The 25,681-nt window shown below is 67.5% G+C and carries 24 protein-coding genes and 1 pseudogene; 12 read left to right on the top strand and 13 right to left on the bottom strand.

The window, feature by feature from the left end; translation table 11 throughout:
- The first annotated feature begins 3 nt into the window (after positions 1 to 3).
- The 3 genes from HWX31_RS24455 to HWX31_RS24445 all read left to right on the top strand — a co-directional run bounded on the left by HWX31_RS24455 (position 4) and on the right by HWX31_RS24445 (position 6,962).
- Entirely contained in the window at positions 4 to 900 is an 897-nt protein-coding gene (locus tag HWX31_RS24455) for an MBL fold metallo-hydrolase (RefSeq protein WP_174960709.1), read from the top strand.
- A 90-nt stretch (positions 901 to 990) separates the two neighbouring features.
- Entirely contained in the window at positions 991 to 4,818 is a 3,828-nt protein-coding gene (locus HWX31_RS24450; protein ID WP_174960707.1) for an AMP-binding protein, read from the top strand.
- A gap of 11 nt (positions 4,819 to 4,829) precedes the next feature.
- A complete protein-coding gene (locus tag HWX31_RS24445; RefSeq protein ID WP_174960705.1) occupies positions 4,830 to 6,962 on the top strand; it encodes an AprA-related methyltransferase in 2,133 nt (710 codons plus the stop codon).
- Positions 6,963 to 7,066: 104 nt separating this feature from the next.
- Here the strand turns inward: HWX31_RS24445 and HWX31_RS24440 are convergent, their stop codons facing one another.
- From HWX31_RS24440 to HWX31_RS24410, 7 genes and pseudogenes are all read right to left on the bottom strand, one after another.
- Positions 7,067 to 7,702: a LysE family translocator gene (locus HWX31_RS24440; protein ID WP_174960872.1), complete on the bottom strand. Its 636-nt coding sequence runs from the start codon at positions 7,700 to 7,702 to the stop codon at positions 7,067 to 7,069.
- 241 nt (positions 7,703 to 7,943) lie between these two features.
- Positions 7,944 to 9,332, bottom strand: a complete 1,389-nt coding sequence (locus tag HWX31_RS24435) for a uracil-xanthine permease family protein (protein ID WP_174960703.1) — start codon at positions 9,330 to 9,332, stop codon at positions 7,944 to 7,946.
- Positions 9,333 to 9,462: 130 nt separating this feature from the next.
- A complete protein-coding gene (locus HWX31_RS24430) occupies positions 9,463 to 10,380 on the bottom strand; it encodes a LysR family transcriptional regulator (RefSeq protein WP_174960701.1) in 918 nt (305 codons plus the stop codon).
- A 134-nt stretch (positions 10,381 to 10,514) separates the two neighbouring features.
- Positions 10,515 to 11,018: a NuoB/complex I 20 kDa subunit family protein gene (locus HWX31_RS24425; protein WP_174960698.1), complete on the bottom strand. Its 504-nt coding sequence runs from the start codon at positions 11,016 to 11,018 to the stop codon at positions 10,515 to 10,517.
- Complete coding sequence (locus tag HWX31_RS24420) at positions 11,015 to 11,572, bottom strand: pyridoxamine 5'-phosphate oxidase family protein (RefSeq protein ID WP_174960696.1); 558 nt, start codon at positions 11,570 to 11,572, stop codon at positions 11,015 to 11,017. The genes HWX31_RS24425 and HWX31_RS24420 overlap by 4 nt, the downstream gene beginning before the upstream one ends.
- A 75-nt stretch (positions 11,573 to 11,647) precedes the next feature.
- Positions 11,648 to 11,977, bottom strand: a pseudogene (locus HWX31_RS24415) (SDR family NAD(P)-dependent oxidoreductase); the annotation flags it as partial.
- Between the two features lie 68 nt (positions 11,978 to 12,045).
- Complete coding sequence (locus tag HWX31_RS24410) at positions 12,046 to 12,666, bottom strand: LysE/ArgO family amino acid transporter (protein WP_059615307.1); 621 nt, start codon at positions 12,664 to 12,666, stop codon at positions 12,046 to 12,048.
- 99 nt (positions 12,667 to 12,765) lie between these two features.
- On the opposite strand from HWX31_RS24410, the gene HWX31_RS24405 reads away from it, so the two are divergent.
- Positions 12,766 to 13,659, top strand: a complete 894-nt coding sequence (locus HWX31_RS24405) for a LysR family transcriptional regulator ArgP (protein WP_059613650.1) — start codon at positions 12,766 to 12,768, stop codon at positions 13,657 to 13,659.
- 66 nt (positions 13,660 to 13,725) lie between these two features.
- Here the strand turns inward: HWX31_RS24405 and fnr are convergent, their stop codons facing one another.
- From fnr to HWX31_RS24390, 3 genes are all read right to left on the bottom strand, one after another.
- Positions 13,726 to 14,472 (bottom strand): fumarate/nitrate reduction transcriptional regulator Fnr, encoded by a 747-nt coding sequence (fnr, locus tag HWX31_RS24400; protein WP_059488302.1) that lies wholly within the window; start codon positions 14,470 to 14,472, stop codon positions 13,726 to 13,728.
- A gap of 147 nt (positions 14,473 to 14,619) precedes the next feature.
- On the bottom strand, positions 14,620 to 15,087 hold the full coding sequence (locus HWX31_RS24395; protein ID WP_010093343.1) for a universal stress protein: 468 nt from the start codon (positions 15,085 to 15,087) through the stop codon (positions 14,620 to 14,622).
- Positions 15,088 to 15,717: 630 nt separating this feature from the next.
- Entirely contained in the window at positions 15,718 to 16,128 is a 411-nt protein-coding gene (locus tag HWX31_RS24390) for a DUF3005 domain-containing protein (protein ID WP_174960694.1), read from the bottom strand.
- Between the two features lie 279 nt (positions 16,129 to 16,407).
- Here HWX31_RS24390 and HWX31_RS24385 point away from each other — a divergent pair, with 279 nt between their 5' ends.
- Positions 16,408 to 16,641, top strand: a complete 234-nt coding sequence (locus HWX31_RS24385; RefSeq protein WP_010093347.1) for a hypothetical protein — start codon at positions 16,408 to 16,410, stop codon at positions 16,639 to 16,641.
- Between the two features lie 94 nt (positions 16,642 to 16,735).
- Positions 16,736 to 17,656, top strand: a complete 921-nt coding sequence (gene epsC / locus HWX31_RS24380; RefSeq protein ID WP_059656876.1) for a serine O-acetyltransferase EpsC — start codon at positions 16,736 to 16,738, stop codon at positions 17,654 to 17,656.
- Between the two features lie 14 nt (positions 17,657 to 17,670).
- On the opposite strand, the gene HWX31_RS24375 is transcribed toward epsC, so the two are convergent.
- The 3 genes from HWX31_RS24375 to HWX31_RS24365 form a co-directional block, all read right to left on the bottom strand.
- The gene (locus HWX31_RS24375; protein ID WP_174960692.1) at positions 17,671 to 18,474 is read right to left on the bottom strand and encodes an SDR family NAD(P)-dependent oxidoreductase; all 804 of its coding nucleotides are present in this window, start codon (positions 18,472 to 18,474) and stop codon (positions 17,671 to 17,673) included.
- On the bottom strand, positions 18,475 to 19,104 hold the full coding sequence (gene folE, locus HWX31_RS24370) for a GTP cyclohydrolase I FolE (protein WP_059613639.1): 630 nt from the start codon (positions 19,102 to 19,104) through the stop codon (positions 18,475 to 18,477).
- Positions 19,105 to 19,207: 103 nt separating this feature from the next.
- Positions 19,208 to 20,134, bottom strand: a complete 927-nt coding sequence (locus HWX31_RS24365; RefSeq protein ID WP_174960690.1) for a LysR family transcriptional regulator — start codon at positions 20,132 to 20,134, stop codon at positions 19,208 to 19,210.
- Between the two features lie 116 nt (positions 20,135 to 20,250).
- Here HWX31_RS24365 and pobA point away from each other — a divergent pair, with 116 nt between their 5' ends.
- From pobA to pcaC, 6 genes are all read left to right on the top strand, one after another.
- Positions 20,251 to 21,480: a 4-hydroxybenzoate 3-monooxygenase gene (gene pobA, locus HWX31_RS24360; protein WP_174960688.1), complete on the top strand. Its 1,230-nt coding sequence runs from the start codon at positions 20,251 to 20,253 to the stop codon at positions 21,478 to 21,480.
- Between the two features lie 141 nt (positions 21,481 to 21,621).
- Complete coding sequence (locus HWX31_RS24355; protein WP_059613633.1) at positions 21,622 to 22,338, top strand: 3-oxoacid CoA-transferase subunit A; 717 nt, start codon at positions 21,622 to 21,624, stop codon at positions 22,336 to 22,338.
- Positions 22,339 to 22,354: 16 nt separating this feature from the next.
- Entirely contained in the window at positions 22,355 to 23,011 is a 657-nt protein-coding gene (locus tag HWX31_RS24350; RefSeq protein ID WP_095402222.1) for a 3-oxoacid CoA-transferase subunit B, read from the top strand.
- A gap of 87 nt (positions 23,012 to 23,098) precedes the next feature.
- Positions 23,099 to 24,472, top strand: a complete 1,374-nt coding sequence (locus tag HWX31_RS24345) for a 3-carboxy-cis,cis-muconate cycloisomerase (RefSeq protein ID WP_174960686.1) — start codon at positions 23,099 to 23,101, stop codon at positions 24,470 to 24,472.
- Positions 24,472 to 25,257, top strand: a complete 786-nt coding sequence (pcaD, locus tag HWX31_RS24340) for a 3-oxoadipate enol-lactonase (protein WP_174960684.1) — start codon at positions 24,472 to 24,474, stop codon at positions 25,255 to 25,257. Before HWX31_RS24345 ends, pcaD begins: the two co-directional genes overlap by 1 nt.
- A 10-nt stretch (positions 25,258 to 25,267) precedes the next feature.
- On the top strand, positions 25,268 to 25,654 hold the full coding sequence (gene pcaC / locus HWX31_RS24335) for a 4-carboxymuconolactone decarboxylase (protein ID WP_174960682.1): 387 nt from the start codon (positions 25,268 to 25,270) through the stop codon (positions 25,652 to 25,654).
- Positions 25,655 to 25,681 lie beyond the last annotated feature (27 nt).

Here is a 25,681-nt window from a genome sequence, read left to right as displayed (position 1 = left end):
GACATGCTGAACGATTCCCCCGGGTGGATCGATTCGCGGCTGGCGCTCATCGGCACGGCGGACGTGCCGCTGTACGTGATCGTCAACGACGAGGCAGCGACGCTGATCGAGGGCGGCCTGAGCGGCATGACGGAGCTCGTGTGGCGGCAGCTTCACGACCTGCTGCGGGACTTCGGCGGCATCCGGCATCTGCGCTACTGGCTGATCACCCACTCGCACTACGACCATTGCAGCCTGCTGATGACGCTCAAGTCGCGCATGCCGTGGCTCCATGTATCCGGGTCGCCCGATGCGTTCGATGCGTTCCAGAGTCCGTCTGCATGCCGAACCATCCGCCAGCTCGACGCGCATGCGTCGCAGTCCTGGGATCCTCCCGCCGGCATCGACTTCACCGAGCTGGCCGAGCTGCCGTTCTACCCCGTCAATCCGGGCAGGCGGCTCGACATCGGCGGCAGTATGGAGATTCAGGCGATCGCGCTCCCGGGCCACAGCCGCTGCCAGTTCGGCTACTACTGCCCGCAACTGGACATCGGTTTCGTGTCGGATGCGCTCGGCGAGTTTCACGGTCCCGCCACCTGGTTGCCGCTGGTGTTTCAGGACCTGTTCGCGTATCGGCAATCGCTGGACGACATCGAGCAACTGCAGGCGCCGAGGCTCGCGCTGGGGCACCACGGCATCCTCACGGGCGAGCTCGCCCGATCGGCCGCGCGGCATGCGCGCGCCTGCCTCGATGCGTGCGAGACCGACGCACGCGCGGTGCGCGGCAACGCCGCCGCCGCGCAGGAGCTGGCCCACCGCTGGACCGCGCGTTATGCGGCAAGGAGCGAACGCGTGGTGCCGCGTTCCCTGCATCTCAAGAGCATGGTGCGGATGATCGACCTGTTCCATCGCGCCGAATAGCCACCTTCGGATTCCCGACATTGCCAACGCATGGGCGCCGGCCGGCGCCCGGCCGCTGCTCGCTGTTTTCATTCCTCTTCCGACGACATCATGACCACTGCGACCTTGCCGACCACGCTTAGCGAATTGCTCCAGACCCGGGCCGCCACGCTCGGCGACAAAACCGCCTTCGTGTTCCTGAGCGGCCCGCCCGAACAGGAGCAGGCCGACTCGATGACCTTCGCGGAGCTCGACGCACGCGCCCGCCGGATCGCCGCGCTGCTGCAACAGAATGCGGTCGCAATCGGCGACCGGGTTTTGCTGCTGTGCCGGCCGGGGCTCGACTATGTGAGCGCCTTCATGGGGTGCCTGTATGCGGGCGCCGTCGCGGTGCCCGCATACCCGCCGCGCAACAAGCAACATATGGTGCGGATTGCCGGCATCGTCAGGAATGCAGGCGCGAACACGATTCTGTGCTCGCCCGAAGACCTGGAACGTTGCACGACATGGATCGCCGATACCGAGGCATCCGGCAGCACGCTGCTCGATGTCGGGGCCGCCGAAGCGATTGCGTTCCTGCACGCGCCGGCCGGCGTGCCGCCGTCCCACGTCGCCTTCCTGCAATACACGTCGGGGACCACCGGCACGCCCAAGGGCGTGATGGTGTCGCACGGCAACCTGATGCATAACCTGGGGATGCTGCGCGAATGGTTCGCCTATGACGAGCGGAGCACGATGGTCAGCTGGCTGCCGCCGTACCACGACATGGGCCTGATCGGCGTGATCCTGACGTCGCTCTACGGCGGCTTCCGGAGTGTCCTGATGGCCCCGGAGCGTTTCATCCAGCATCCGTACCTGTGGTTGCGCGCCATCAGCCAATATCGCGCGGATCTGACGGGCGCGCCGGATTTTGCTTACCGGATGGCCTGCAGGCGAATCTCCGACGAACAATTGGCGACGCTCGACCTGTCGTGTATTCGGACCGCCTATAACGGTGCCGAATCCGTGCGCGCCGGCACCCTGTCGGATTTTGCAAAACGGTTCGCCGCCGCAGGCTTCGCCGCCGGGAGCTTTCGACCATGCTACGGGCTGGCGGAAGGGACGCTGTTCGTCGCCGGCCGCACGGCGCAGCAGCCGATCCGGACGGTTTGCGTCGACCAGGCCGCTCTCCAGCGGCAATCCGTGGTGATTCGCGGTGAGTTCTCGGGCGTCTCGCCGGCGTCTCTGGATCGCCCGGGTGAACGTGTGCTGGTCAGCGTGGGCCGTCCCGCCGGCGACCAGCGCGTGATCGTGCGCGACCTGCAGACGAACGAGCATTGCGTCGACGGGGCCATCGGCGAAATCTGCGTGGCCGGTCCAAGCGTCGCCGCCGGCTACTGGCAGCTGGACGAGCAGACGCAATCGACCTTCCGGCACATGCTGGCGGGCGATCGGGATCAAGCGTTGATGCGGACCGGCGATCTCGGCTTCATGCTGGACGGCGAGCTTTACGTTACCGGCCGGCTCAAGGACATGGTGATTCTGGCCGGCCGCAACTACTACTCGGAAGACATCGAGTACGCGCTGATCGTCGGTGTGCCGGAACTGGTGCCGAACGGTTGCGCGGCCTTCATGGACGATCAGGTCGACGCGGAGCGCCTGATCGTTGTGGCGGAAGTCGAACGCACGCAGCGCAAGGGCAATCTCGACGGCTTCATCGACGCGATTCGCCAGGCGATCTGGAACCGCCTCGACATCGGCCCGAGCGCGATCGTGCTGGTGTCGCCCGGCAGCGTGCCGAAAACGTCGAGCGGCAAGGTGCGCCGCAGCACGTGCCGCACGCAGCTGCGCGACGGCGAGCTGACGATCCTCGCGCAGTGGGACGTCGAGACCGGTGCGCACACGCCGACGCCGGAGCGCCGGCAACCCGCGAGCCCGGTCGCCGGCATCGACAAGCCGGCGACCAACGATCACCGGCGGCACGACAGCGCCACCGTCGACGAACTGAACGACTGGCTCAGGCACTACGCGCGCACGCGCATCGATTCGCGAACCATCGACGAGCGCCGCACGATTCCGCCGCACGTCGTGCTCGATTTCGGGAACCAGGGCCTGCTCGGCATGCCGATCGACCGTTCGTATGGCGGCCTTGGCCTCACGCATCGCGACATGCTGCGCGTGATCTCGCAACTGGCCGCCATCGATTCGACATTGGCTTTCTTCGTCGGCCTGAACAACACGCTCGGAATCCTGCCGATCATGCAGCACGCCCAGCCGGCATTGCGCGACGAATTGCTGCCGAGCCTCGCAAGCGGCCGGATGCTCGCCGCATTCGCGATCACGGAGCCGGCAGCCGGCTCCCATCCGCGCGCGATCATGTCCCGCGCGCAGCGCATCGACACCGGCGACTGGCTGGTCAGCGGGACCAAGAGCTGGAGCGGCTCGTCCGCGTGGGCGGGGATCATCAACGTGTTCGCCAAACAGGCCGACGGCGCGGGGATGGTCGGCCTGGCGGTGCGCCCCGGCACGCCGGGCGTACGGATCGGCGCCGAGGAGCTGACGATGGGCGTGCGCGGGATGATCCAGAATTCGCTGCATCTGGATCGGGCGCGGATCAGCGACGCGTACCGGCTCGGCGACATCGGGCAGGGGATGCCCGTGGCGCAGCAAGCAATGAACATTGCGCGCCTCGCGATCGCGGCCGTCAGCCTGGGCGGAATGAAACGTTGCGCGCAGCTGATGCATCGCTACGGGGCGCGGCGCCGGATCGGCACCGGCCTGCTGCTGGACAATCCGGTGAGCCGCCTGCGCCTGGGCGAGCTGCGGCACCGCATCGACGGGCTCAGTGCGCTGGTCGAGCACCTGGCCGCCGAGCTGGACTTCGGCGTTGCGGTGCCCGAGGACTGTTTGCTGGTTTCGAAGATCCTCGGCTCCGAGCTGCTGTCGCAATCGGCCGACGAGATGATGCAGTTCCTGGGCGGCCGGGGCTATATCGAGACCAACCTCGCGCCGCAGATCTTCCGGGACGCGCGCCTGACCCGCATCTTCGAGGGGCCGACCGAAACGCTGCTGGTTCATCTGGGCAGCCGTCTGCTCAACGGGAGCGACGATCTGCTGCGCTATCTGGAGAATGCGCTGGGCGCCGGCGTGCTGGCACGAGAGCTGCGCCAGCTGGGCGAACAGCTGTCGGAAGACGGGCTCGCCAACGCGTCGAAGCTCGACGGCGCCGCCCACGCAGCCGTCTGGGTCAATTACTGGCTCGGCACGGTCGCGCAATGGGGCGTGCTGCTGGCGGTGATCGAGCGCGCGGCTGCGCAGCAGCGCATCGACGACGGGGCGCTGCGCTGGGCGCAGAGCCAGTACGAACTCGCGATCGAGGCGGCCCAGCGGCAGGTCGGCCTGCGCTCGGCGCTGTCCACGTCGGCGGAGTTGAACGACTGGGCGGCGCGCAACGCGTTCGAGGTCGGCTCGATCGAACAGACGATCCCGGGCGCGAGCCAGCTCATCGATCCGTTGCTGGACGCCGCGGCCGGCGCGCCTTCGGTCTCCCGCGAGCCCGACGAGCGCCATGAACTCGCCGGCGAAGACGCCGGCTCGGCGGCGGCCCCGATCGTGACCGAGCCGGCGAGCCTGATCGATCGCCAGCAGGTTTCTGCGCTCGAACAATGGCTCATTGCGTGGCTGGGCGAGCGCCTCAAGCACCGCAAGCTTCGATTGACGCGCGAGTCGACGTTCGCCGAGATCGGCTTCGACTCGATCCTCGCCGTCGAAATGACGATGGTATTCAGCGAGACGTTCAGCGTGGCCGTCGATCCGTCGGCGGTCTGGGATTACCCGTCCATTCGCGCGCTGGCCGCCCATCTCGCGCCCCGGATTCAAGGCGCCGCGCCGGCGGCGGCCGTTGCGCACGCCGATCACGACACCGATTCGCCCATTGCAGCCCAACCTTCGATCCTGTGAGACCGCCCAACATGCACACCCGATTCGACTTTGGTGATTCCCCTACCGTCCTGGCCCGGCAGCTCGAACATTATCTCGACGCGTATCCCAACGAAACGCGCGCCTTGCTCGGCCTGTCGGCCGGTACCGCGATCGGCGTCGAGGTGCTCGACAAGGAGTTGCCGGTCAGGCTCGAGCAACACACGCACGCGGCGACGCTGCGCATCGGCCGGCGCGACGCGCAGCGCGTGATGGCCTATACGCGCAGCTGCAACTGGGCGAACGGCATCGTGCTGGTGCCGACGCTGGCGCGCCTGGTGTTTGCCGGCGCGTTCCGCGGCTTGCGGGCCGGGACGCCCCGCGCGATGCGCGCGTTCGCGATGTCCCGCCAGCCCGACCCGACCCGCAACCTGGGGGTGCTGTGGGGCGCGCTGAACCTGTTGAGCCTGGCCGGCTGGCTGACCCTCGATCGCGGCGACGAGGACGCCGAATATGCGCTCACCCCGGCCGGCGAATATGTCGTCGCGTGCGTCGAGCGCACCCGGCCGCTGTTCGAGCAACTGGCGAATGCCACGTCGGTGCTCCAGCATCTGCACGCGCTGTGTCATCGAAAACGCACGGCGGCCGACGACAGCGTGCTGTATGCGCAGCTCGCGCGGATCTGCGTCGCGGGCTGGCCCGAGCTGCCGGCTCCGGCCAGCGATCTGGAGCGTCGGGTGAATGGACAGCTGCGCACGGCGATGGACGGACTGCTGCTCGGTCCGACCTGGGTCGCGCTCGATATGCCGGTGTTCGACAAGCAGCCGGACGGCCAGTATTCGCAGACGGCGCCCGCCATCTTCGACAAGCTCGACGAGCAGCCCGGCGGGGTCGCGGTCGGCGCGTGGATGCATGCGGACCCCGTCGTCCTGTACGCGGCGTGGTCGCTGATGTGCAAGTTCGGCATGGCGGAAATCGATCGGGAAAAGGTGCGCCTTACCGAGTCGGGCCGGATTCACCGGCCGATCGCCGCCCCTTATGCGGGGTTGCCCGCGTCCTATCTGCGTTCGTATGCACTGCTCGACGAACTCCTGTTCGGCAATCCCGATCCGCTCGACATCGATAGCGACGGCCACATCGATCGCGTGATGAACGTGTATGCGTCGAGCGGCGCCGGGTCGGGGCCGGCGTCGCAGGAAATCACGACCAAAATCCTGCGCGAGCTGTTCGACGACACGCCGCTGGATCGCCAGCCGGCCGGCATCGCCGACATGGGCTGCGGCGACGGCAGCGCGGTGAAGCGTCTGGCCGAATACGTCATCAACTCGACGCGGCGCGGCCGGCACCTCGCGGACTATCCGCTGCTCGTGATCGGTGCGGACTACAACGAATCCGCGCGAGGCCGGGCCGCTGCCACCTTGTCCGCGCTGAAGGACGTACCCGGCGTGCAGGTGCGCGTGATCGCCGCCGACATTTCCCAGCCCGACCGCTACGACGAAGCGGTGGCCGAAAGCGGCCTGACCGTCAGGCAGCCGGACGGCAGCGTGCGCCCGGTGCGGCTGAGCGATCTGCTGCATACCTTCATGTTCCTGGTCCACAACCGCCGGTTGAGCATCCGGCGCGAGGAGGCGGCCGAAGCGATACTCGAGCGCCATCTCCGCATCGTCGATCGATCCAGCCTGCGCGCGGTCGTCGACCAGTACTATCCGGGCCTCCTGACGGTATCGGAACAGGCCGAATACCCGGTTGCGCTCGACGACATCAAGCGTGCGTTCAAGGTGGCGTACAGCGATGCGGAAGGCCTCGTGCCCGGTTATGTGGCGGCGGCGGACCTGATCGATTTCCTGACTCGCTGGAAGCGCCACGCGAAGCACGGCTTTCTCATCGTCGAAGGACACAGTCCGTGGGCGGAAAATCTCTGCGCGAACGCGCTGGGCGGACCGGACGCGTGGTTGCGCACCGAGCAACTGCCGTCGGTGTTCAACTGGGGCATGCATTTCGTGTCGCGCCAGTTCATGGCGCCGTTCAACGAATTCATGCTCGCGTTGACGCTGGCCGGCCTGCGTCCCGGCAGCCCGATTTATGGGCGGATTCATCCGGAGGGGTTCCCGGGGCCGGACCTGCTGAGCGATTATCGCTTTTTCAGTATTGCAAACTACGTTGCCGATATCGGGATGAATCGCTAGGCGGGCTTGCGCGCTCGGTCGCGGCCGGTGTCGCCGATGCCCTGTCGTTGGGTGGCGGACGCGCACCGGCGCGGATCGATCTGCCGGAGCCGGATGAAGTCATATCAGTTTCCCGCGTTGCGCCGATACAGGCTCAGCGCTACGGCCAAGCCCGCCAGCATGCCGGCGCAGCCGCGATTGAGCCATTGCAGTGCGCGCCCGGACAGCACTTTCATCGCATGGTGACCGCCGATCGCGTACACGCACATCAGTGCGATATCGATCAGTGCGGTCGTGATCGCAAGCGTGACGTACTGCGGCGCGACAGCCGCGCGCGCATGAATGAACTGCGGCAGAAAGGCGGAGAAGAACAGCAGGCCTTTGGGATTGGACAGCGCGACCAGCAGCGAACGCCTGAAGGCGGACCAGCCGTCATTTGCCGCGACCGTCTCCGTGTTTTCGGGACGAGCGAGCGTCGCCGGCGCGCGCCAGAGCGCCCACGCGAGATACAGCAGATAGGCGGCGCCGATCCATTTCACCGCGGCGAACAACTGCTCCGATGCCTGCAGGATTGCGCCGAGCCCGCAGCCCACGGCGCCGATCAGGATCAGATCGGACAAGGCGGCGCCGGCGATGCCATAGGCCGCGACGCGCAGGCCGCGCGTCGCGCCGTTGTTCAGCGCCAGCAGCATCGTGGGGCCGGGCGTGATGGTGACGGCCGAGACCGTGACCGCGTACAGCAGAAGTGTCGTCGAATCCACGTTTCGGCTCCGGAATGGGGGGATAGGCAAACGTCGATCAGGAGGTTCGGCAGCGGAATATTGTCGTCGAATTTCTGGTTTCCGTGATGCGGCGTTGCGCAACTGCGTGACGACGGGCGATTGCACATGCATGGCTTGCGCCAGCGTCATCGTTAGGGAAGCGGCCGCCTGCGCGCTCCGCAAGCGGCCGAAGTCGACGCGACGGACGCACCGATCAGGGCGGCCCACCCCCATCACTGCATCACTTCTTCTCCGGCAGGAACCAGTTCATCACCAGCGCACAGATGCCGCCCGTGGCGACGCCCGATTCCAGCACGTTCTTGAGCGCATGCGGCAAGCTGGCGAGAATCTCCGGCACCTGCGACACGCCGAGGCCCAGCGCCAGCGATACCGCGATGATCAGCAGCGCGCGGTGATCGAGCCGGACGCCCGCGAGGATGTTGATGCCGGATGCGGCCACTGCGCCGAACATCACCATCGCGGCGCCGCCGAGCACGGGCTCGGGCACGGCCTGCAGCACGCCGGCCACCGGCGGGAACAGGCCCAGCACGACGAGCATGCCCGCGATCCAGAGGCCGACGTGACGGCTCGCGATGCCGGTGAGCTGGATCACGCCGTTGTTTTGCGCGAACACGGAACTGGGGAAGGTATTGAACACGCCGGCCAGCAGCGAGTTGGCGCCGTTCACGAGCACGCCGCCCTTGATGCGCTGCATCCACAGCGGGCCTTCGACGGGCTGCTTCGAGATCTTGCTGGTGGCGGTGACGTCGCCGATCGCCTCGAGCGACGTGACGAGGTAGATGATCAGCATCGGCACGAACAGCGGCCACGAAAACCCGATGCCGAAGTGCAGCGGAGTCGGGATCTGGAACAGCGCGGCTTCGTGCGCGCCGGTGAAGTCGAGCCGGCCCATGAACGCGGCCGCGAGATAGCCGACCGCGAGCGCGATCACGAGCGCGGTGCTGCGCACCCAGACGACGGGCACCCGGTTCAGCAGGATGATGGTGCCGAGGACGAGCCCGGAGAGCGTCAGGTTGTCGACGCTGGCGAAGGTGCCCTTGGCCATCGCGCCGTAGCCGCCGCCCATGCTGACGAGGCCGACCTTGATCAGCGTGAGGCCGATCAGCAGCACCACGATGCCGGTGACCAGCGGCGTGATGAGGCGCTTGATGAACGGCAGGATGCGCGACACGCCCATCTCGACGAACGAGCCGGCGATCACGACGCCGAAGATGGCGGCCATCACGGTCTCGACCGGAGTGCCTTGCTTGACCATCAGGCTGCCGCCGGCGATCAGCGGGCCGACGAAGTTGAAGCTGGTGCCCTGCACGATCAGCAGGCCCGCGCCGAGCGGGCCGAAGCGCCGGCACTGGACGAAGGTCGCGATGCCGGAGATCACCAGCGACATCGACACGATCAGCGTGGTGTCGCGGCTAGGCACGCCGAGGGCCTGGCAGATCAGCAGGCCCGGCGTGACGATCGGCACCAGGATCGCCAGCAGATGCTGCAGGGCGGCGACGAAGGCGACGGTCGGGGCCGGCCGGTCGTCGGGGCCGTAGACGAGGTCGCGGGCGGGTTCGGCGTCGTCGGCGCCATGGGAAGCGGGTTGGTCGAGGGAGGCGGGTTGCATGGCGGAGCGGCCGGTCGGGATGGAAAGTGCAGGATTTTAACGGGAAGGCCCGCCGCCCTCCCGGAACGGCCGCCGAACGTCAGTGCGCGCCGGCCGCGCCCGGGTGACGCGATCGGGCCGGCGAGCGCCGTCACGCGGGCGGCGAATAGGGCGTCAGCGCGTCGAAGAATGCGACCGCATGGTCGATGAACGTCCGCACCTTGGCGGGCAGCAGCGTGCGCGAGCTGTACGCGAGACGCAGCTCGGTCGCGGCGTCGACGATCCTGAACGAATCGAGCACGCGGACGAGCCGGCCGGACGCCAGATCGTCCTGGACCAGCGGGCTCGGCAGCAGGCCGAGGCCGAAGCCCTGCAGCACCATGCCGAGGTTGAAGACGGCGTTGTTCGACGCGATTTCGTAGCGAAACGGCACGGCCACGTCGTCGTCGCCGACGCGGAACGTCAGCTCGGCCTTGCGGATCGACGGCGAGATCGCGACGAACACGTGCGCGTCGAGGTCGGCAGGATTCTGCGGCGCGGCGTGCTGTTTCAGATAGTCGGGGGATGCGACGAGCGTAAACGGGATGCGCTCGACGAGCCGCGTGACGACCGTATCGGACGTCAGCATGAACGGCAGCAGCAAGCCCACGTCGAATCCTTCGGCGACGAGATCGACCGGGCGCTCGGCCAGCGTCACGTCGATGTCGATCTTCGGGTGCTTGCGCTTGAAGCTCGCGAGCAGCGGCGTGATGCGGCTCGTCGCGGCCGTGGCGTGTGCGATCACGCGCAGCACGCCGGTCGGCTCGCGCGCCAGCATCGATGCGCCTTCCTCGAGCGCGTCGAGATCGGCGAGCACGCGCATGCACCCTTCGTAGAACTGTTCGGCGGCTTCCGTCAGCGAGATCTGGCGCGTCGTGCGATTGAACAGCCGGATGCCGAGCCGCTTCTCGAGCCCCGCGATCGCGCGCGACACCACCGGCGCGGAGAGTCCGAGGATATCCGCCGCGCGCCTGAAGCTGCGCGCTTCGACGACCGAGCAGAAGATCCGTAAGCTATCGATGTACTCCATTGCAGACCGTAGAGAAGGGCGTCGTGAAAGGGGCGGCAGCAGGTCCGCTTGCGCAGGGCATCCTCGAAGCGCCGGACCGGGGCGGCATGCGCGAATTCTATCGCCCGTCGCACCGGATGACGACGCCGATTCACTCACCGCCGCTCAAATACGCGAGGCTGGCTGTGCGTGCTTTTCTCCATGATCTTGCGTTGCAGCTGCATCAATCCATAGATCAATGCCTCGGCAGTCGGCGGGCAGCCCGGAACGTAGACGTCCACCGGCACGATCCGGTCGCAGCCGCGCACCACCGAGTAGCTGTAGTGATAGTAGCCCCCGCCGTTGGCGCACGATCCCATCGATACGACGTATCGCGGTTCGGCCATTTGATCGTAGACCTTGCGCATGGCCGGAGCCATCTTGTTGGTCAATGTGCCGGAAACGATCATCAGGTCGCATTGTCGCGGTGATGCGCGAGGGATCATGCCAAAGCGATCCATGTCATATCGAGCCCCCGCCGCATGCATCATTTCGACCGCGCAGCATGCGAGACCGAACGTCATGTACCAAAGGCTGTTCGTCCGTGCGGCCGCCACGACGGCTTCGAGCGAGGTCACGACGAAGCCGTCTTTCTCCAGCGTGAATGGTTGATCGATCATGGTTGGAAGGTCGAGATCGGTTGCCCGCCATCGGTTGGAAACGTTTGATGTGCGTGCCAGTCGCCGTCCTTCCGGGTCAGTCGAGCCGAGTTGAGGCCCAGTGGAGCGGGCGCAATCCCGCGCATGTGCGACCACAGTTCAACCCAGGCCGGCTCGCAGGTGACGGTGATCACGCAGGGGTCATCCGGCCCGTTGGGGAACCAGGTGCGCAGCGATTCCTTCCAGATGCGCTGCTTCAGCGCAGTGTCCGCGGAGGTTTTCGGGGCGGTGCCGATCGTTACGTATCCTCGGTCAGCCATACTGAGGAAGGACAGGCTGATCGTCTTCCCTTGGCGAATCTCCAACGCTTTGCGCGTTCTCGAGTCGGTCATGAAACGAATCGTGAGATCCGTCCCGATCTCCAGAATCTCGACGACCCTGGAGTTGATCTGACCGGAAGCGTCGGTCGAAGACATAAAACAGAAGGTGCAATTGCCGACGATTTCGTGCGCGTGTTGAAGGAGTTGACTTGCATTCATGGCGATGTCCGGCAGGGTTTCGGGCTGATCCAGCATGCAATGCATATTAAATGCACTATGTGCAACTGTATACGTCGTGCACAATTATGGCAATATGCGACTGGTCGAGGGTGTCGGATTGGTGTTCAGCACGTGTTCGAACACGTCCATCCGGTATTCGCTCGCGTCGCGGCTGATGCCGACGCCGTTGACGAGCGCGGCAAGCCGCAGCTGCGACGCGATCGTGCCCGACAGCGCATCGACGTCGGTGACGTCGAGCTCGATGCAGCACACGCGCGGATGAATGGGCACATGCGCGCCGTCCGCATCGAGCCCGAGCGCGACGACCGATGCGCCCGCATCCGCGAACCGGCGCGCGATCGCCGCGCCGATACCCGAGGTGCCGCCCGTCACGAGGGCGGTCCTGCCTTCAACGCCGGCTGCTGATCCGGCGCATTTCAGCCGCGCGATCCGCGAGCGCCATGGCGCGTCGCCGATGGCGCTGCGCGAGGCGGCGCGCGGCTGACGCATCACCGCAGCTGCACGGCCGCCAGAAACAGCACCATGCTGCCGATCGCGCCGTCGAGCACGCGCCACGCAACCGCCTTGCGGAACCACGGCGCGAGCAGCCGCGCACCGTATCCGAGGCCGAGGAACCACACGACGCTGGTCGCCATCGCGCCGATTGCGAACGCGAGCCGCGCGCCTTCCGGCTCGCGCGCGCCGGCCGTGCCGATCAGCAGGAACGTGTCGAGATAGACGTGCGGGTTGAGCCACGTGAACGCGAGCGTCATCAGCACGACCGCGAGCCCGCTCTGCGGCGGCGGCGCGACGCCGTCGCCGCGCACGTCGAGCGTCGCGTGCCCCGGCTTGAACGCGCGCCGCAACGCGTTGAGGCCGAACCACGCGAGATAGGCGAGGCCGACGTACAGCACCGCGTGGACGAACGTCGGATAGCGTTCGACGAGCACCGACGCGCCGCCGACGCCCGCGCCGATCAGGATCATGTCGGACAGCGCGCACAGCAGCACGATCTTGCCGATGTGCGAGCGCATGATGCCCTGACGGAGCACGAACGCGTTCTGCGCGCCGATGGTGACGATGAGCGACGCGCACAGCGCCGCGCCATGGGAAAAAGCGAGCCAGTTCATGATGGGGCAGCAGTAGACGAAAGAATCGAGTGACGCTAGTCTGCGGGGACTGACCGGCTAAGAAAAGCTAAATCAGCTAATGGTGATTAAGGAAATCTGATGCTCGACTATGCATTGCTCGACGCGCTCGCGGCGGTGATCCGGCACGGTTCGTTCGAACGGGCGGCGAAGGAGCTGAACGTCACGCCGTCGGCGGTGTCGCAGCGCGTGAAACTGCTCGAGGAGCGCGTCGGCAGCGTGCTCGTGAAGCGCGGGCAGCCGTGCGTCGCGACCACCTCCGGCGCGCTGCTGTGCCGCCATACCGAGCGCGTGCAGCTGCTCGAAGCGGAGCTGTCCGGGCGGATGCCCGCGCTGCCGGGCGCGCTCGCGGCCGACTGGCCGACGTTGCGCGTCGCGGTCAACGACGACAGCGTCGCGACGTGGTTCATCGACGCGGTGGCGCCGTTCTGCGCGGAGCGCGAGACGCTGCTCGATCTCGTGATCGACGATCAGGACCACACCGCGGCGCGCATCCGCGACGGCAGCGTGCAGGGCGCGGTGACCGCGCAGGCCGAGCCGATCCAGGGCTGCCGCTCGACGCGGCTCGGGCGCATCCGCTATCACGCCGTGTGTTCGCCGGAGTTTCATGCGCGCTATTTCGGCGCGGGGATCAATCGCGATGCGCTGCGCCGCGCGCCGTGCGTGATGTTCAATCCGAAGGACGGGTTGCAGGCGCGCTTCATCCGGCGTGTGACGCGCGCGGACCTCGATCCGCCGCAGCACTGGATACCGCACGTCGCGGGCTATCTGCGCGCGTGCGAAACGGGGCTGGGATGGGGAATGTGTCCGGACCGGATGATCGCGCGCCAGCTGGCGGCGGGGGAACTCATCGAGATGTCGGCGGGGCGCACCGTCGACATCGAGCTGTACTGGCAGAGCTGGCGCCTGTCGATCGGCTGGCTCGACGATTTCAGCGCGGCGCTCAAGGCGCGGGCCGCGCTGTTTCTCGATTGACGCGCGAGCGGTAACGCATCGCGCGCTGCAGCCGGCCGCACGCGGTGCGCGCGGCCGGGTTCCGGGTCACACGTGGCGCAGGCCGTCGAAGTCGACGATGTGCACGAGGCGGCCGTGCATTTCGATCAGGCCGCGCTTCTGGAATTTCGACAGCGTGCGGCTGACCGTTTCGAGCGTCATGCCGAGGTAGCTGCCGATGTCCTCGCGGGTCATCCGCAGGTTGAATTCCGTCGGCGAATAGCCGCGCTTCAGGTAGCGCGACGACACGTCGAGCAGGAACGCGGCAACCCGCTCCTCGGCGTTCAGCGAGCCGAGCAGCATCGTCTGCGACGTTTCGCGCACGATCTGCTCGCTCATCAGCTTGTGCATGCGCAGCTGCATCGAGCCGGCTTCGGAGCACAGCGACTTGAGCGCGCTGTACGGAATCACGCAGACGGAGCTGTCTTCGAGCGCGACCGCGGTGCGCGGGTGCGTGTCGTCGCAGATGCCGTCGAGGCCGAGCGCCTCGCCCGCGAGATGCAGGCCGGTGACTTGCTCGCGGCCGTCGTGGCGCGTCGCGACGGTCTTCAGCGAACCCGAGCGCACCGCGTACAGGTTGTCGAAGGCGTCGCCTTCGCGGAACAGCGCTTCGCCGCGCTTGACCGCGCGTGCGGCGCAGATGACCGTCTCGAGGCGGCTGAGCGCTTCGGGCGCCAGGCCCTGCGGCATGCACAGGTGCCGCATCGCGCACGACGAGCAGTGCGCAGCCTGGCGCGGTGCCCAGCTGGCGGTGTGAGTCGTGGTGGCGTGGCGTGTGGCGACGGGCGTCAACATGATCGGTTTCTCCGGCGTTGAATCGACGGAATCATTGTCCCACCGCAAGTTGGTGGCGGTCGGGTGACAAAACGTCGCGATTCGTTATAGGCATGCAGGCATGACCGGCGGCGCGACGGCGTCCGTTGCGCGCGCCGCCGGCCGGGTTCAGTTCGGCTGTTCGCCGGCGTGCGCGGCGGCGGGAATCAGCAGCACGGGCAGCGACGCGTGCCGCACGCATTGCTCGGCGATGCTGCCGAGTACGAGCCGGCGGAAGCCGCGCCGGCCATGCGTGCCGAGCACGAGCAGGTCGGCGCCGAATGCGGTCGCGCCTTCGAGGATCAGCGACGAGACATCCGTGAGCGACGTCGCTTCGCCGAACCGGGCCTCGCCCTTCACACCGGCGGCCTGCATCCGCTGCGTGTATTCCTTCGCGAGCGCGTTGCCCTGCTCGACGAGCTGATCGCGCAGCACGGACGGATCGTAGCCGGGCACGTTGTAGTAGATCGCGGCGTTCTCGACGACGTAATACGGCTGCAGTTGCGCGCCGTGCGCTTGCGCGAGCGCAAGCGCGGCATCGAACGCGTGGCGGGAGGTATCGCTGCCGTCGACGGCAACCAGAATACGCTTGTACATGGTTTCTCCGAGATGCGGGTTGAAAAGGAACCGGCCGGAGGCCGGTTGCACGGCAGCGCTGCTGCGACGCAGGTTAAACGAATGCCGGCGACCTTGCAGTGCCGTCTGCCGTGCAGCACGACGCCGACGTCGGTTGCGATCGGGCGAGCCGCGGCCGATTGCTTCGCGGGACCGCCGCATGACCGCAACAGGACCGCAACAGGACGATAAGCACGTCGGTATTGGGTGCCTGCGCAACGATCGCCGGACCGGCGATGCGCGGGCTTCGCCATTGAATCGCAAATGACGTCACGCGACCTGACGTCGATCAAACGATGTGCACGTTGAAACCGCGCGGCGACATGCCGGATGCGGCACGAACATGCTAGGAAAGCGGCGGACAGGGCGCCGGCGATGGAAGGGAGCGCGAAGGTGCGACGGGGCGTCGCAGCTTCCGGCGTCCGGGCGTCGCGATGGTGGTGGATTGACCGTCAGGTTCGCCGTTCGGGCAGTCGAATGTCTGCTGCCGCGGACGCGGTCGCAAGCGCGTGCACGCCGCCGCGCCATGATGGTGCGTGTCGTTTCGCGGCCGCGCCGACGTCGCGACGCGCGCGGCAACGGCCGTGCAAACGGTTGCTTCAAACGCCGCCGCTAGCGCGGCGTCGTCGTCAGCTCGATCACCCGTTCCGGCCGGCGCGCATGGCCCGGCCAGTGCTCGCGCCCCCGCGCCCGGCGCACGGGGTTCACGACCTCTTCGTCGAGCGGCTGCGGCGCATCGAAGCCCTTCTCGATCATCACGTAGCCCGCGCGCAGCGCAAGCGCCGGATGATTGCCGCCCGGCCGGCTGTCGTATCCCGCGAGGCCGTCGCCGGATTCGGGCATCGCGTTGTCGAGCGACGCATTGCTCGTCGTGATCTGATCGGGCGACATCGGCTCGCCCCGCGCGAGGCGTGCCGCTTCGCGATTCTTGCCGTCCGTGTCGACGGTGCTGTCGTGAGCGTCGTCGTTGTACAACTCGATGCTGCGCGGATGCGCGGAACGCATTTGTGCAGACGATTGCATCGCGAATCTCCTGGCGGCGAATCTCTCCGGATCGAAGCAAATCCCGTTCCGGACGCGACGGGAAAAGGCGCGCGCGCGGTCGCCGCGGCCGTGCGGCGCGCGCTGATTTGTCATGATTTATTTCAGCTAGAAGATGCGTTTTCTACAGAGTATGATTCTTTTCCGATGAAGCGGCGACAGGGGACGCAGCATGGCCGCTTCCGCCCCGACCAGGGCGCCGCAACACCTTGCGGACAGATCGTGAACAAAAGAAAGAAAGGGACTTGAGGTGGCGGACTCATGCAAGCGACTACTGCCTTCACGCATCGCGGTTACCTGTTGAACTGCGCGCCCGCGCGCGCCGGCGACGGTTCGTTCAAGCCCTACGTCGTGATCTCGCGATCGAGCGACGGGGAACTCGTCGCCAATCGTTTCTTCCCGTCGGAGCTCCAGTTCAACGACGCAGACGCCGCGATCGCGCACGCACGCGACTGGGCGGTGCGCTGGATCGACGCGAGCAGCGTCACGATCTGACGCCGGCCTCCGGCTGAAAAACGCGGTAATCTTGGCAGACCCGTCACTTTTATTTGCGGCCGCGCGCGCAGCGCCGGCTGCCTGCCTTTTGCATATGTCGAAATCGCTTGCCCGTCAGTGGGGCCTCGAAGAGATCGTCGCCGGTTTGCGCGAGTCGCGCGAGGAACTGCATCGCACGCGCCATCCGCGCGGCATCCGTGAGCTCCCGTCCCGCGATGCGATCTGCAAGATCGTGACCGGCCTGCGCGCGTCGATGTTCCCGACGCATTACGGCGCGCCGGACCTGACCGACGAGACTGTCGACTACTACGTCGGCCATACGCTGGAGAGCACGCTGCGCGTGCTCTCCGAGCAGATCCGCCGCGCATTGCCGTTCCTGCCCGAGCATGAGGATACGCCGGCCGCGGAACTCGACGAACGCGCGTTCGACATCGCGCGCAGGTTCGGCAAGCAGCTGCCGGCGATTCGCGCGCTGCTCGTCAGCGACATTCAGGCCGCGTATGCGGGCGATCCGGCCGCGCAGCACATCACGGAAATCCTGCTGTGCTACCCCGGCGTGCTGGCGATGATGCATCACCGGCTCGCGCATGCGTTGCATCGCCTCGGCGTGCCGCTGCTCGCACGCTTCATCAATGAAATCGCGCATTCGGCCACCGGCATCGACATCCACCCGGGCGCGCAGATCGGGCCGAGCTTCTTCATCGACCACGGCACCGGCGTCGTGATCGGCGAAACGGCGATCATCGGCGAGCGCGTGCGCGTGTACCAGGCCGTCACGCTCGGCGCGAAGAGCTTCCCGGCCGACGGTGACGGCGCGCTCGTCAAGGGCAATGCGCGGCACCCGATCGTCGAGGACGACGTGGTGATCTACGCGGGCGCGACGATTCTCGGCCGCGTGACGATCGGGCGTGGCTCGGTGATCGGCGGCAACGTGTGGCTCACGCACAGCGTGCCGCCCGGCACGAGCGTCGCGCAGAGCAAGGCGCGCGAGGGCGACCGCGCGGAGAAGCCGTAACGGCGGCGCGCGCGTCAGCGCTCGCCTGACGGCGAACGGTGCTTGTACAGCACGTCCTGATCGACGCGGATCAGGTTCTGTCCCGCATCGACGACGAAATCCACGCCGTTGTATGCGGCTCCGGTCAGCAGCAGGATCGCGCGCGCGACGTCGCTCGGCCCCGCGATGCGCGCGAGCGGCGTCGACGCGCGGCTCGCGTGTTCGAAATCCGCCTGGGTCTGGTCGTCGCTCGGCAGCATCAGGCCCGGAAACACCGCGTTCACGCGCAGCACCGGCGCGGCCGACAGCGCGAGCATCTGCGTCAGGTTGCCGAGCGCCGCCTTCGCGACCGTGTAGCTGAAGTGGTCGCGATGGAAGTTCTCCTTGATCTTCTGGTCGACCACGTTCACCACGACGCCTTGCGCGCCCGCCTTGCGCGCCCGCTCGTAGAACGCGCGCGTGAGCAGGATCGGCGCGCGGCAATTGACGGCCCACGCCTGGTCGAGCGCGGCGAGGTCGAAGCTCGGGAAGTGGTCCTGCCAGAACACCGACGCGTTGTTGACCAGCACGTCGAGGCGGCCGAAGCGCGCATAGACGGCGTCGATCAGCGCGGCCGCCTGCGCGGCGTCCGACAGGTCCGCCTGCAGCGCCACGGCGTCCGTCCCGCGTTCGACGATCGCGTCGGCGGCCGCGTGCGCGGCGTCGGCCGAGCGGTCGAAGTGGATCGCGGTGCGATAGCCCTGCGCGGCGAAATACTCGGCGAATGCGCGCCCCGCCCGGCGCGCCGCGCCGGTCACGAGCACCACCGGCGCATCCGCCGTCTGCTTCGTAGGCTCCATTTACGTATTCGTCAGGTTCACGGAAGAAGGATTCGCGACGATCGACAGGAATTCGCGCCGCGTCGACGGATCGGTGCGGAACGTGCCGAGCATGCGCGACGTGACCATCTCGACGCCCGGCTTGTGGATGCCGCGCGTCGAGATGCACTGGTGCGCGGCTTCGAGAATCACGCCGACGCCTTTCGGCTGCAGCACGTCGAACAGCGTGTCGGCGATCTGCACGGTCATCTTTTCCTGGATCTGCAGACGCTTCGCGAATGCGTCGACGAGCCGCGCGAGCTTCGAGATGCCGACGACGCGGTGATTCGGCAGGTACGCGACGTGCGCGCGGCCGATGATCGGCACCATGTGGTGCTCGCAGTAGCTTTCGAAGCGGATGTCCTTCAGCACGATCATCTCGTCGTAGCCGTCGACCTCGCTGAACGTGCGCGCGAGGATGTCGCGCGGTTCGATCGCATAGCCGGCGAAGAACTCCTCGTACGCGCGCACGACGCGCGCCGGCGTGTCGACGAGGCCTTCGCGCGCGGGATCGTCGCCGGCCCAGCGCAGCAGCACGCGGACGGCTTCCTCGGCATCCGAACGGCTCGGCCGGGACGCGGCCGGCTCGGGCCGCGAGGATTTTTTACCCATGTATTCGCTCCATCGAGTATGGCCGCCTGCGGCGGCGGCGAGATGGGGAGCATTGTTTCATGCTTTCGACGGTCGTGCGTCGCGCGGCGGACGCACGGCCGGCTCACTTCGGCCACTCGTCCTGCTCGTCGTTGAACAGCGACGTGACGACGCCGCGCAGCCATGCGGTGCGTGGATCGTTGTGAAACTTGCGATGCCAGTGCTGCTTCAGGTCGAAGCGCGGGAGCGCGAGCGGCGGCTCGACGGGCGTGATGAACGCGTGCTCGGCCGCATACGCGTAGCCGATCGCGTGCGGCACCGTCGCGATCAGGTCGGTGCGGCTCAGGATGAACGGCAGGCTCATGAAGTGCGGCGTCTCGAGCACCGCGCGCCGATGCATCCGCTGCTTGGCGAGATATTTCTCGAGCACTTCCTGGCTGCGTCCCTCCGCGCGCACCACTGCATGCCCGCACGCGAGGTACTGCTCGACCGTGAACGGCCGCGCCTGTTCGAGCGGATGGCCGCGCCGCATCAGGCACACGAAGCGGTGCGTGAAGAGGCGCTGCTGGAAGAAGTTGTTGCCGTCGAGATCGGGGAAGTAGCCGACCGCGAGATCGAGCGAACCGGCTTCGAGGCCGCGCGCGACTTCGTCATGCGACAGCGACGCCGAGCGCAGGTTCGCATGCGGTGCGCGCGTCGCGAACGCCTGCAGCAGCTTCGGCAGGAACACGATCTCGCCGACGTCCGACAGCGCGATCGAGAACGTATGCGTGCTCGCCGCCGGATCGAAGTCGTGCGGTGCGACGAGGCCGCGCTCGATCTGCGCGAGCGCGTCGCGCGCGGCGGGCAGCAGCGCCAGCGCGCGCGGCGTCGGCTCCATCCCGCGCGACGTGCGCACGAACAGCGGATCGCCGAAGTATTCGCGCAGGCGGCCGAGCGCCGCGCTCACGCGCGGCTGGCTCACGCCGAGCCGGTCGCCGGCGCGGCTCACGTTGCGGGTGTCGTCGAGCGCGACGAGGTAGGGAATCAGGTTCAGATCGAGCGCATCCATCAGAGCACCACTATTTGCGAGACGTATACAAGTTATCTCCTGAATCGCGTTGCCGCATAGTCGGGAAAGCGCTGAAATTCGTTTCATTAATCGAACCAATGTTCTGGAGACGAACAATGCGCACCCAGGTCGCCATCATCGGCGCCGGCCCGTCCGGCCTTCTGCTTTCCCATCTGCTGCGCCTGCAAGGCGTCGATTCCGTGCTCGTCGAAGCCCGTTCGCGGGAATACTGCGAGAACCGGATCCGCGCCGGCGTGCTCGAGCAGGGCACGGTCGACACGCTGAATGCGGCCGGCCTCGGCGATCGGATGCGCCGCGAAGGGCTCGAGCATCACGGCATCGAGCTGCTGTTCGGCGGCCAGCGTCACCGCATCGACCTGACCGGGCTGACCGGCGGGCGCGCGATCACCGTGTACAGCCAGCACGAAGTGGTGCGCGACCTGATCGCGGCCGGCGTCGAGCACGGCCATGAAATGCACTTCGAGGTGAGCGACGTCGCGCTGCACGACGTCGACGGCGACAAGCCGTACGTCACCTTCAAGCATGCGGACGGCCGCGCGGACCGCATCGACTGCGACTACGTCGCCGGCTGCGACGGCTTCCACGGCATCGCGCGGCAGACCATTCCCGCCGAACGGCAGCGTACGTTCGAGCGCGTTTACCCGTATGCATGGCTCGGCATCCTCGCCGACGCGGCGCCGTCGCTCGACGAGCTCGTCTATGCGCACCACGAGCGCGGCTTCGCGCTGTTCTCGATGCGCTCGCCCGCCGTCACGCGCCTCTACCTGCAATGCCGGCCGGACGAGAACGTCGACGAATGGTCCGACGCGCGGATCTGGGACGAGCTGCACACGCGCTTCTCGAACGACACGGGCTGGACGCCGTCCGAGGGCCGGATCACGCAGAAAAGCGTGACGCCGATGCGCAGCTTCGTGTCGGAGACGATGCAGTACGGGCGCCTCTTCCTCGCCGGCGACGCCGCGCACATCGTGCCGCCGACCGGCGCGAAGGGGATGAACCTCGCGGTGGCCGACGTCCGCGCGCTGGCTCGCGCGCTCGGCGCGCGCTACCGGGATGGCGACGCGGCGCTGCTCGACGCGTATTCGGCGACCTGCCTCGACCGCATTTGGCGCGCCGAGCATTTCTCCTACTTCATGACGAACATGCTGCACCCGTCCGAGGACGACACGCCGTTCGTCAACCGCCTGAAGCTCGCCGAACTCAAGTATGTGACGCGTTCCCGGGCCGCCGCCCAGGCGCTCGCGGAGAACTACGTCGGGCTGCCGTTCGACGACGAGACCCCCGAGGCATCCCGCCTTGACAACGCGCTGTGCGCGACCCTATGATCGGCCGTGGTTCGCTAATCGAATCATGGTTCGAATAGCGAACAAAACCGGGCCCGGACACGGGCCCGGCGCGGCACGCGAGACGCGCGTGTCCCCTCGACAGGCCGCGCTTCGTGCCGCGGGTACGTATCAGGAAGAGACATGGTCAACAAGATTTTCGAATCGCTTCAGTCGGCGGTCGCCGACGTTCACGACGGCGCGACGATCATGATCGGCGGCTTCGGCACGGCCGGCATGCCGTCCGAGCTGATCGACGCGCTGATCGAGCAGGGCGCGCGCGACCTGACGATCGTCAACAACAACGCGGGCAACGGCGAAACCGGCCTCGCGGCGCTGCTGAAGGCGAAGCGGGTGCGCAAGATCATCTGCTCGTTCCCGCGCCAGAGCGATTCGCAGGTGTTCGACGCGCTGTACCGCGCGGGCGAGATCGAGCTCGAGCTGGTGCCGCAGGGCAACCTCGCCGAGCGCATCCGCGCGGCGGGCGCGGGCATCGGCGGCTTCTTCACGCCGACCGGCTACGGCACGAAGCTTGCCGAAGGCAAGGAAACGCGCGAGATCGACGGCAAGCTCTACGTGCTCGAGAAGCCGATCCACGCGGATTTCGCGCTCGTGAAGGCGTACAAGGGCGACCGCTGGGGCAACCTCGTATACCGCAAGACCGCGCGCAATTTCGGGCCGATCATGGCCAGCGCGGCGAAGGTGTCGATCGTCCAGGTGTCGGAAGTCGTGCCGCTCGGCGGGCTGAACCCGGAGCACATCGTGACGCCGGGCATTTTCGTGCAGCGGATCGTCGAGGTGCCGCAGGCCGCGCATGCGGCCGAACTGGCCGCCGAACGCGCCGCGTCCCAAGCTGCCTGACCCGAGGAAAACCGACATGAAACGACTGACCCGCGATGAAATGGCCAAGCGCGTCGCCCAGGACATTCCCGAAGGCGCGTACGTGAACCTCGGCATCGGCGTGCCGACGCTGGTGGGCAACCACCTCGACCCGAACAAGGAAATCTTCCTGCACAGCGAGAACGGCCTGCTCGGCATGGGCCCGGCGCCCGCGCCCGGCGACGAAGACGACGAGCTGATCAACGCCGGCAAGCAGCACGTGACGCTGCTCACGGGCGGCGCATATTTCCACCACTCGGATTCGTTCGCGATGATGCGCGGCGGCCATCTCGACTATTGCGTGCTCGGCGCGTTCCAGGTGTCGGCGACGGGCGACCTCGCGAACTGGCACACCGGCGCGCCGGATGCGATTCCGGCCGTCGGCGGCGCGATGGACCTTGCGATCGGCGCGAAGCAGGTGTTCGTGATGATGGAGCACCTGACGAAGCAGGGCGACAGCAAGATCGTCGCGCAATGCTCGTATCCGGTCACGGGCATCAACTGTGTGAGCCGCATCTATACGGACCTCGCCGTGCTCGACGTGACGCGCGACGGCCTCGCGGTGACGGAGATCTTCACCGACCTGTCGTTCGACGAGCTGCAGAAGCTGACCGGCGTGCCGCTGATCGACGCGACGCAGAAGGCTGCGGCCTGAACCGGAAGCAGCCGGCGTGCGCGCCAAAGCGCACGCCGGCGCGCTTCGGTGGACAATAGCCGCACGCCGCTTCCCATCCCTGACGCCATGCTCGAAGACAGCGCCCGCCTGACCTCCCTCATCTGCGGCACCGAGCCGCTCAACCGGATCTGGTCGCCCCGTGCGACCGTCCAGCGCATGCTCGACGTCGAGGCGGCGCTCGCGCGCGCGCTCGCCGCGCAGCAGGTGATTCCCGCCGCCGCCGTCGCGCCGATCGAGCGCGCATGCCGGGCCGACCAGCTCGACGCCGACGCGCTCGCGCGCGACGCCGCGCTCGGCGGCAACCTCGCGATTCCGCTCGTCAAGCAACTGACCGCGCGCGTGAAGGCCGACGACCCCGAAGCCGCGAAGTTCGTGCACTGGGGCGCGACGAGCCAGGACATCATCGATACCGCCACCGTGCTGCAGCTGCGCGACACGCTCGACGTGCTCGAACCGATGCTCGACACGGCCTGCGCGTCGCTCGCCGCGCTGGCGCGCACGCACCGCGCGACGCCGACGATCGGCCGCACGTGGCTGCAGCAGGCGCTGCCGATCACGCTCGGCCTGAAATTCGCGCAATGGCTCGACGCACTGCTGCGCCACCGCGCGCGGTTCGCCGAATTGCGCGCGCGGGCGCTGGTGCTGCAGTTCGGCGGCGCGGCCGGCACGCTGGCAAGCCTGCGCGAGCACGCGCAGGGCGTGGCAGCGGCGCTCGCCGACGACCTGACGCTCGCGCTGCCCGCGGTGCCGTGGCATACGCAGCGCGATCGCATCGCGGAAGCCGCGTCGTGCTTCGGCATGCTGATCGGCACGCTCGGCAAGATCGCGCGCGACGTGTCGCTGCAGATGCAGACCGAAGTCGGCGAGCTCGGCGAGCCGGCCGCGGCCGGCAAGGGCGGCTCGTCGACGATGCCGCACAAGCGCAACCCGGTCGGCTGCGCGGCCGTGCTGACCGCCGCGGTGCGTGCGCCGGGCCTCGTCGCGACGGTGTTCGCGGGGATGGTCCAGGAGCACGAGCGCGCGCTCGGCGGCTGGCAGGCCGAATGGGACGCGCTGCCGGACCTCGCGCGCCTGACCGGCGGCGCGCTCGCGCAGATCGCGCAGATCGTTGCGGGCCTCGACGTCAACACCGAACGCCTTGCCGCCAATCTCGACCTGACGCGCGGCCTGATCCTCGGCGAAGCGGTGATGCTCGCGCTTGGCGACAAGATCGGCCGGCTCGACGCGCACCACGTCGTCGAGCACGCGTCGAAGGAAGCGGTGCGCACGGGCGCGACGCTGTTCGACGTGCTCGCTGCCGATCCTGTCGTCTCCGCCCATCTGTCGCGCGACGCGCTCGCAAGCCTGCTCGATCCCGCCCATTACGTCGGCGAGGCGCACGCCTATGTCGACGCCGTGCTCGCCGCGTATGCGGGCCCGAATTCTCAAGGAGAACACTGATGCCTTTCGCCACTGTCAACGGCGTGCAATTGCATTACCGGATCGATCGCGCCGCGCGCGACGACGCGCCGTGGCTCGTCTTTTCGAACTCGCTCGGCGCCGACCTGCAGATGTGGGCGCCGCAGATCCGCCCGCTCGCGCAGCATTTCAACATCCTGCGCTACGACACGCGCGGCCACGGCCATTCGGCCGCGCCGGCCGGCTCGTACACGATCGACCAGCTCGCGGGCGACGTGATCGGCCTGCTCGATCACGTCGGCATCGCACGCGCGCATTTCTGCGGAATCTCGATGGGCGGCCTGACGGGCGCGGCACTCGCGGCGCGCTTCCCGGCGCGGATCGGCCGCGCGGTGCTCGCGAACACCGCTGCGAAGATCGGCTCGCCGGAAGTGTGGGCGCCGCGCGCGCAGAAGGCCCGCACCGAAGGGATGGCCGCACTCGCCGATGCGGTGCTGCCGCGCTGGTTCACGAATGCGTTCGTCGAGCGCGAGCCGCGCCTGATCGACGCGATCCGCGACACGTTCGTGCATACCGACAAGGACGGCTATGCGGCGAACTGCGACGCGCTGAACGCGGCCGACCTGCGCGACGAAGTGAAGGGCATCGCGCTGCCGGTGCTCGTCGTGACGGGCGTGCACGACATGTCGACGCCGCCCGACCAGGGCCGTGCGCTCGCAGCGGCGATTCCCGGCGCGAAGCACGTCGAATTCGACGCCGCGCACATCTCGAACATCGAGTGCATGGACGGCTTCAACCGCGCGCTGCTCGATTTCCTGACCGCCTGAGGAGCTCGAGATGGATGACCAGCAACGTTACGAAGCGGGGATGAAGGTGCGCCGCGCGGTGCTCGGCGACGCGCACGTCGACCGTTCGCTCGAGAACCGCAACGAGGTGACCGAGGAATTCCAGAACCTGATCACGCGCTATGCATGGGGCGAGATCTGGACGCGCGACGGGCTGCCGCGCCATACGCGCAGCCTGCTGACGATCGCGATGATGGTCGCGCTGAATCGCGGCGAGGAGCTTGCGCTGCATCTGCGCGCGGCGCGCAACAACGGCGTGACGCGCGACGAGATCAAGGAAGTGCTGCTGCAGACCGCGATCTATTGCGGCGTGCCGGCCGCGAACTCGGCGTTCCATCTCGCGGACAGGATCTTCAAGGAGCAGGACGAGGCGGGTTGACGGCCTGCCGGATGCCGACGACGAAGC

Origin of the sequence: Burkholderia ubonensis (genome assembly GCF_902833085.1) — a bacterium.
Lineage (GTDB): Bacteria > Pseudomonadota > Gammaproteobacteria > Burkholderiales > Burkholderiaceae > Burkholderia > Burkholderia ubonensis.
This window is presented reverse-complemented; position numbering and strand designations above follow the sequence as displayed.

Coding starts and splice junctions, on each gene's coding strand:
- HWX31_RS24455 (WP_174960709.1), top strand. CDS start 4: ATGCTGAACGATTCCCCCGGGTGGATCGATTCGCGGCTGGCGCTCATC.
- HWX31_RS24450 (WP_174960707.1), top strand. CDS start 991: ATGACCACTGCGACCTTGCCGACCACGCTTAGCGAATTGCTCCAGACC.
- HWX31_RS24445 (WP_174960705.1), top strand. CDS start 4,830: ATGCACACCCGATTCGACTTTGGTGATTCCCCTACCGTCCTGGCCCGG.
- HWX31_RS24435 (WP_174960703.1), bottom strand. CDS start 9,332: ATGCAACCCGCCTCCCTCGACCAACCCGCTTCCCATGGCGCCGACGAC.
- HWX31_RS24430 (WP_174960701.1), bottom strand. CDS start 10,380: ATGGAGTACATCGATAGCTTACGGATCTTCTGCTCGGTCGTCGAAGCG.
- HWX31_RS24425 (WP_174960698.1), bottom strand. CDS start 11,018: ATGATCGATCAACCATTCACGCTGGAGAAAGACGGCTTCGTCGTGACC.
- HWX31_RS24420 (WP_174960696.1), bottom strand. CDS start 11,572: ATGCTGGATCAGCCCGAAACCCTGCCGGACATCGCCATGAATGCAAGT.
- HWX31_RS24410 (WP_059615307.1), bottom strand. CDS start 12,666: ATGAACTGGCTCGCTTTTTCCCATGGCGCGGCGCTGTGCGCGTCGCTC.
- HWX31_RS24405 (WP_059613650.1), top strand. CDS start 12,766: ATGCTCGACTATGCATTGCTCGACGCGCTCGCGGCGGTGATCCGGCAC.
- fnr (WP_059488302.1), bottom strand. CDS start 14,472: ATGTTGACGCCCGTCGCCACACGCCACGCCACCACGACTCACACCGCC.
- HWX31_RS24395 (WP_010093343.1), bottom strand. CDS start 15,087: ATGTACAAGCGTATTCTGGTTGCCGTCGACGGCAGCGATACCTCCCGC.
- HWX31_RS24390 (WP_174960694.1), bottom strand. CDS start 16,128: ATGCAATCGTCTGCACAAATGCGTTCCGCGCATCCGCGCAGCATCGAG.
- HWX31_RS24385 (WP_010093347.1), top strand. CDS start 16,408: ATGCAAGCGACTACTGCCTTCACGCATCGCGGTTACCTGTTGAACTGC.
- epsC (WP_059656876.1), top strand. CDS start 16,736: ATGTCGAAATCGCTTGCCCGTCAGTGGGGCCTCGAAGAGATCGTCGCC.
- HWX31_RS24375 (WP_174960692.1), bottom strand. CDS start 18,474: ATGGAGCCTACGAAGCAGACGGCGGATGCGCCGGTGGTGCTCGTGACC.
- folE (WP_059613639.1), bottom strand. CDS start 19,104: ATGGGTAAAAAATCCTCGCGGCCCGAGCCGGCCGCGTCCCGGCCGAGC.
- HWX31_RS24365 (WP_174960690.1), bottom strand. CDS start 20,134: ATGGATGCGCTCGATCTGAACCTGATTCCCTACCTCGTCGCGCTCGAC.
- pobA (WP_174960688.1), top strand. CDS start 20,251: ATGCGCACCCAGGTCGCCATCATCGGCGCCGGCCCGTCCGGCCTTCTG.
- HWX31_RS24355 (WP_059613633.1), top strand. CDS start 21,622: ATGGTCAACAAGATTTTCGAATCGCTTCAGTCGGCGGTCGCCGACGTT.
- HWX31_RS24350 (WP_095402222.1), top strand. CDS start 22,355: ATGAAACGACTGACCCGCGATGAAATGGCCAAGCGCGTCGCCCAGGAC.
- HWX31_RS24345 (WP_174960686.1), top strand. CDS start 23,099: ATGCTCGAAGACAGCGCCCGCCTGACCTCCCTCATCTGCGGCACCGAG.
- pcaD (WP_174960684.1), top strand. CDS start 24,472: ATGCCTTTCGCCACTGTCAACGGCGTGCAATTGCATTACCGGATCGAT.
- pcaC (WP_174960682.1), top strand. CDS start 25,268: ATGGATGACCAGCAACGTTACGAAGCGGGGATGAAGGTGCGCCGCGCG.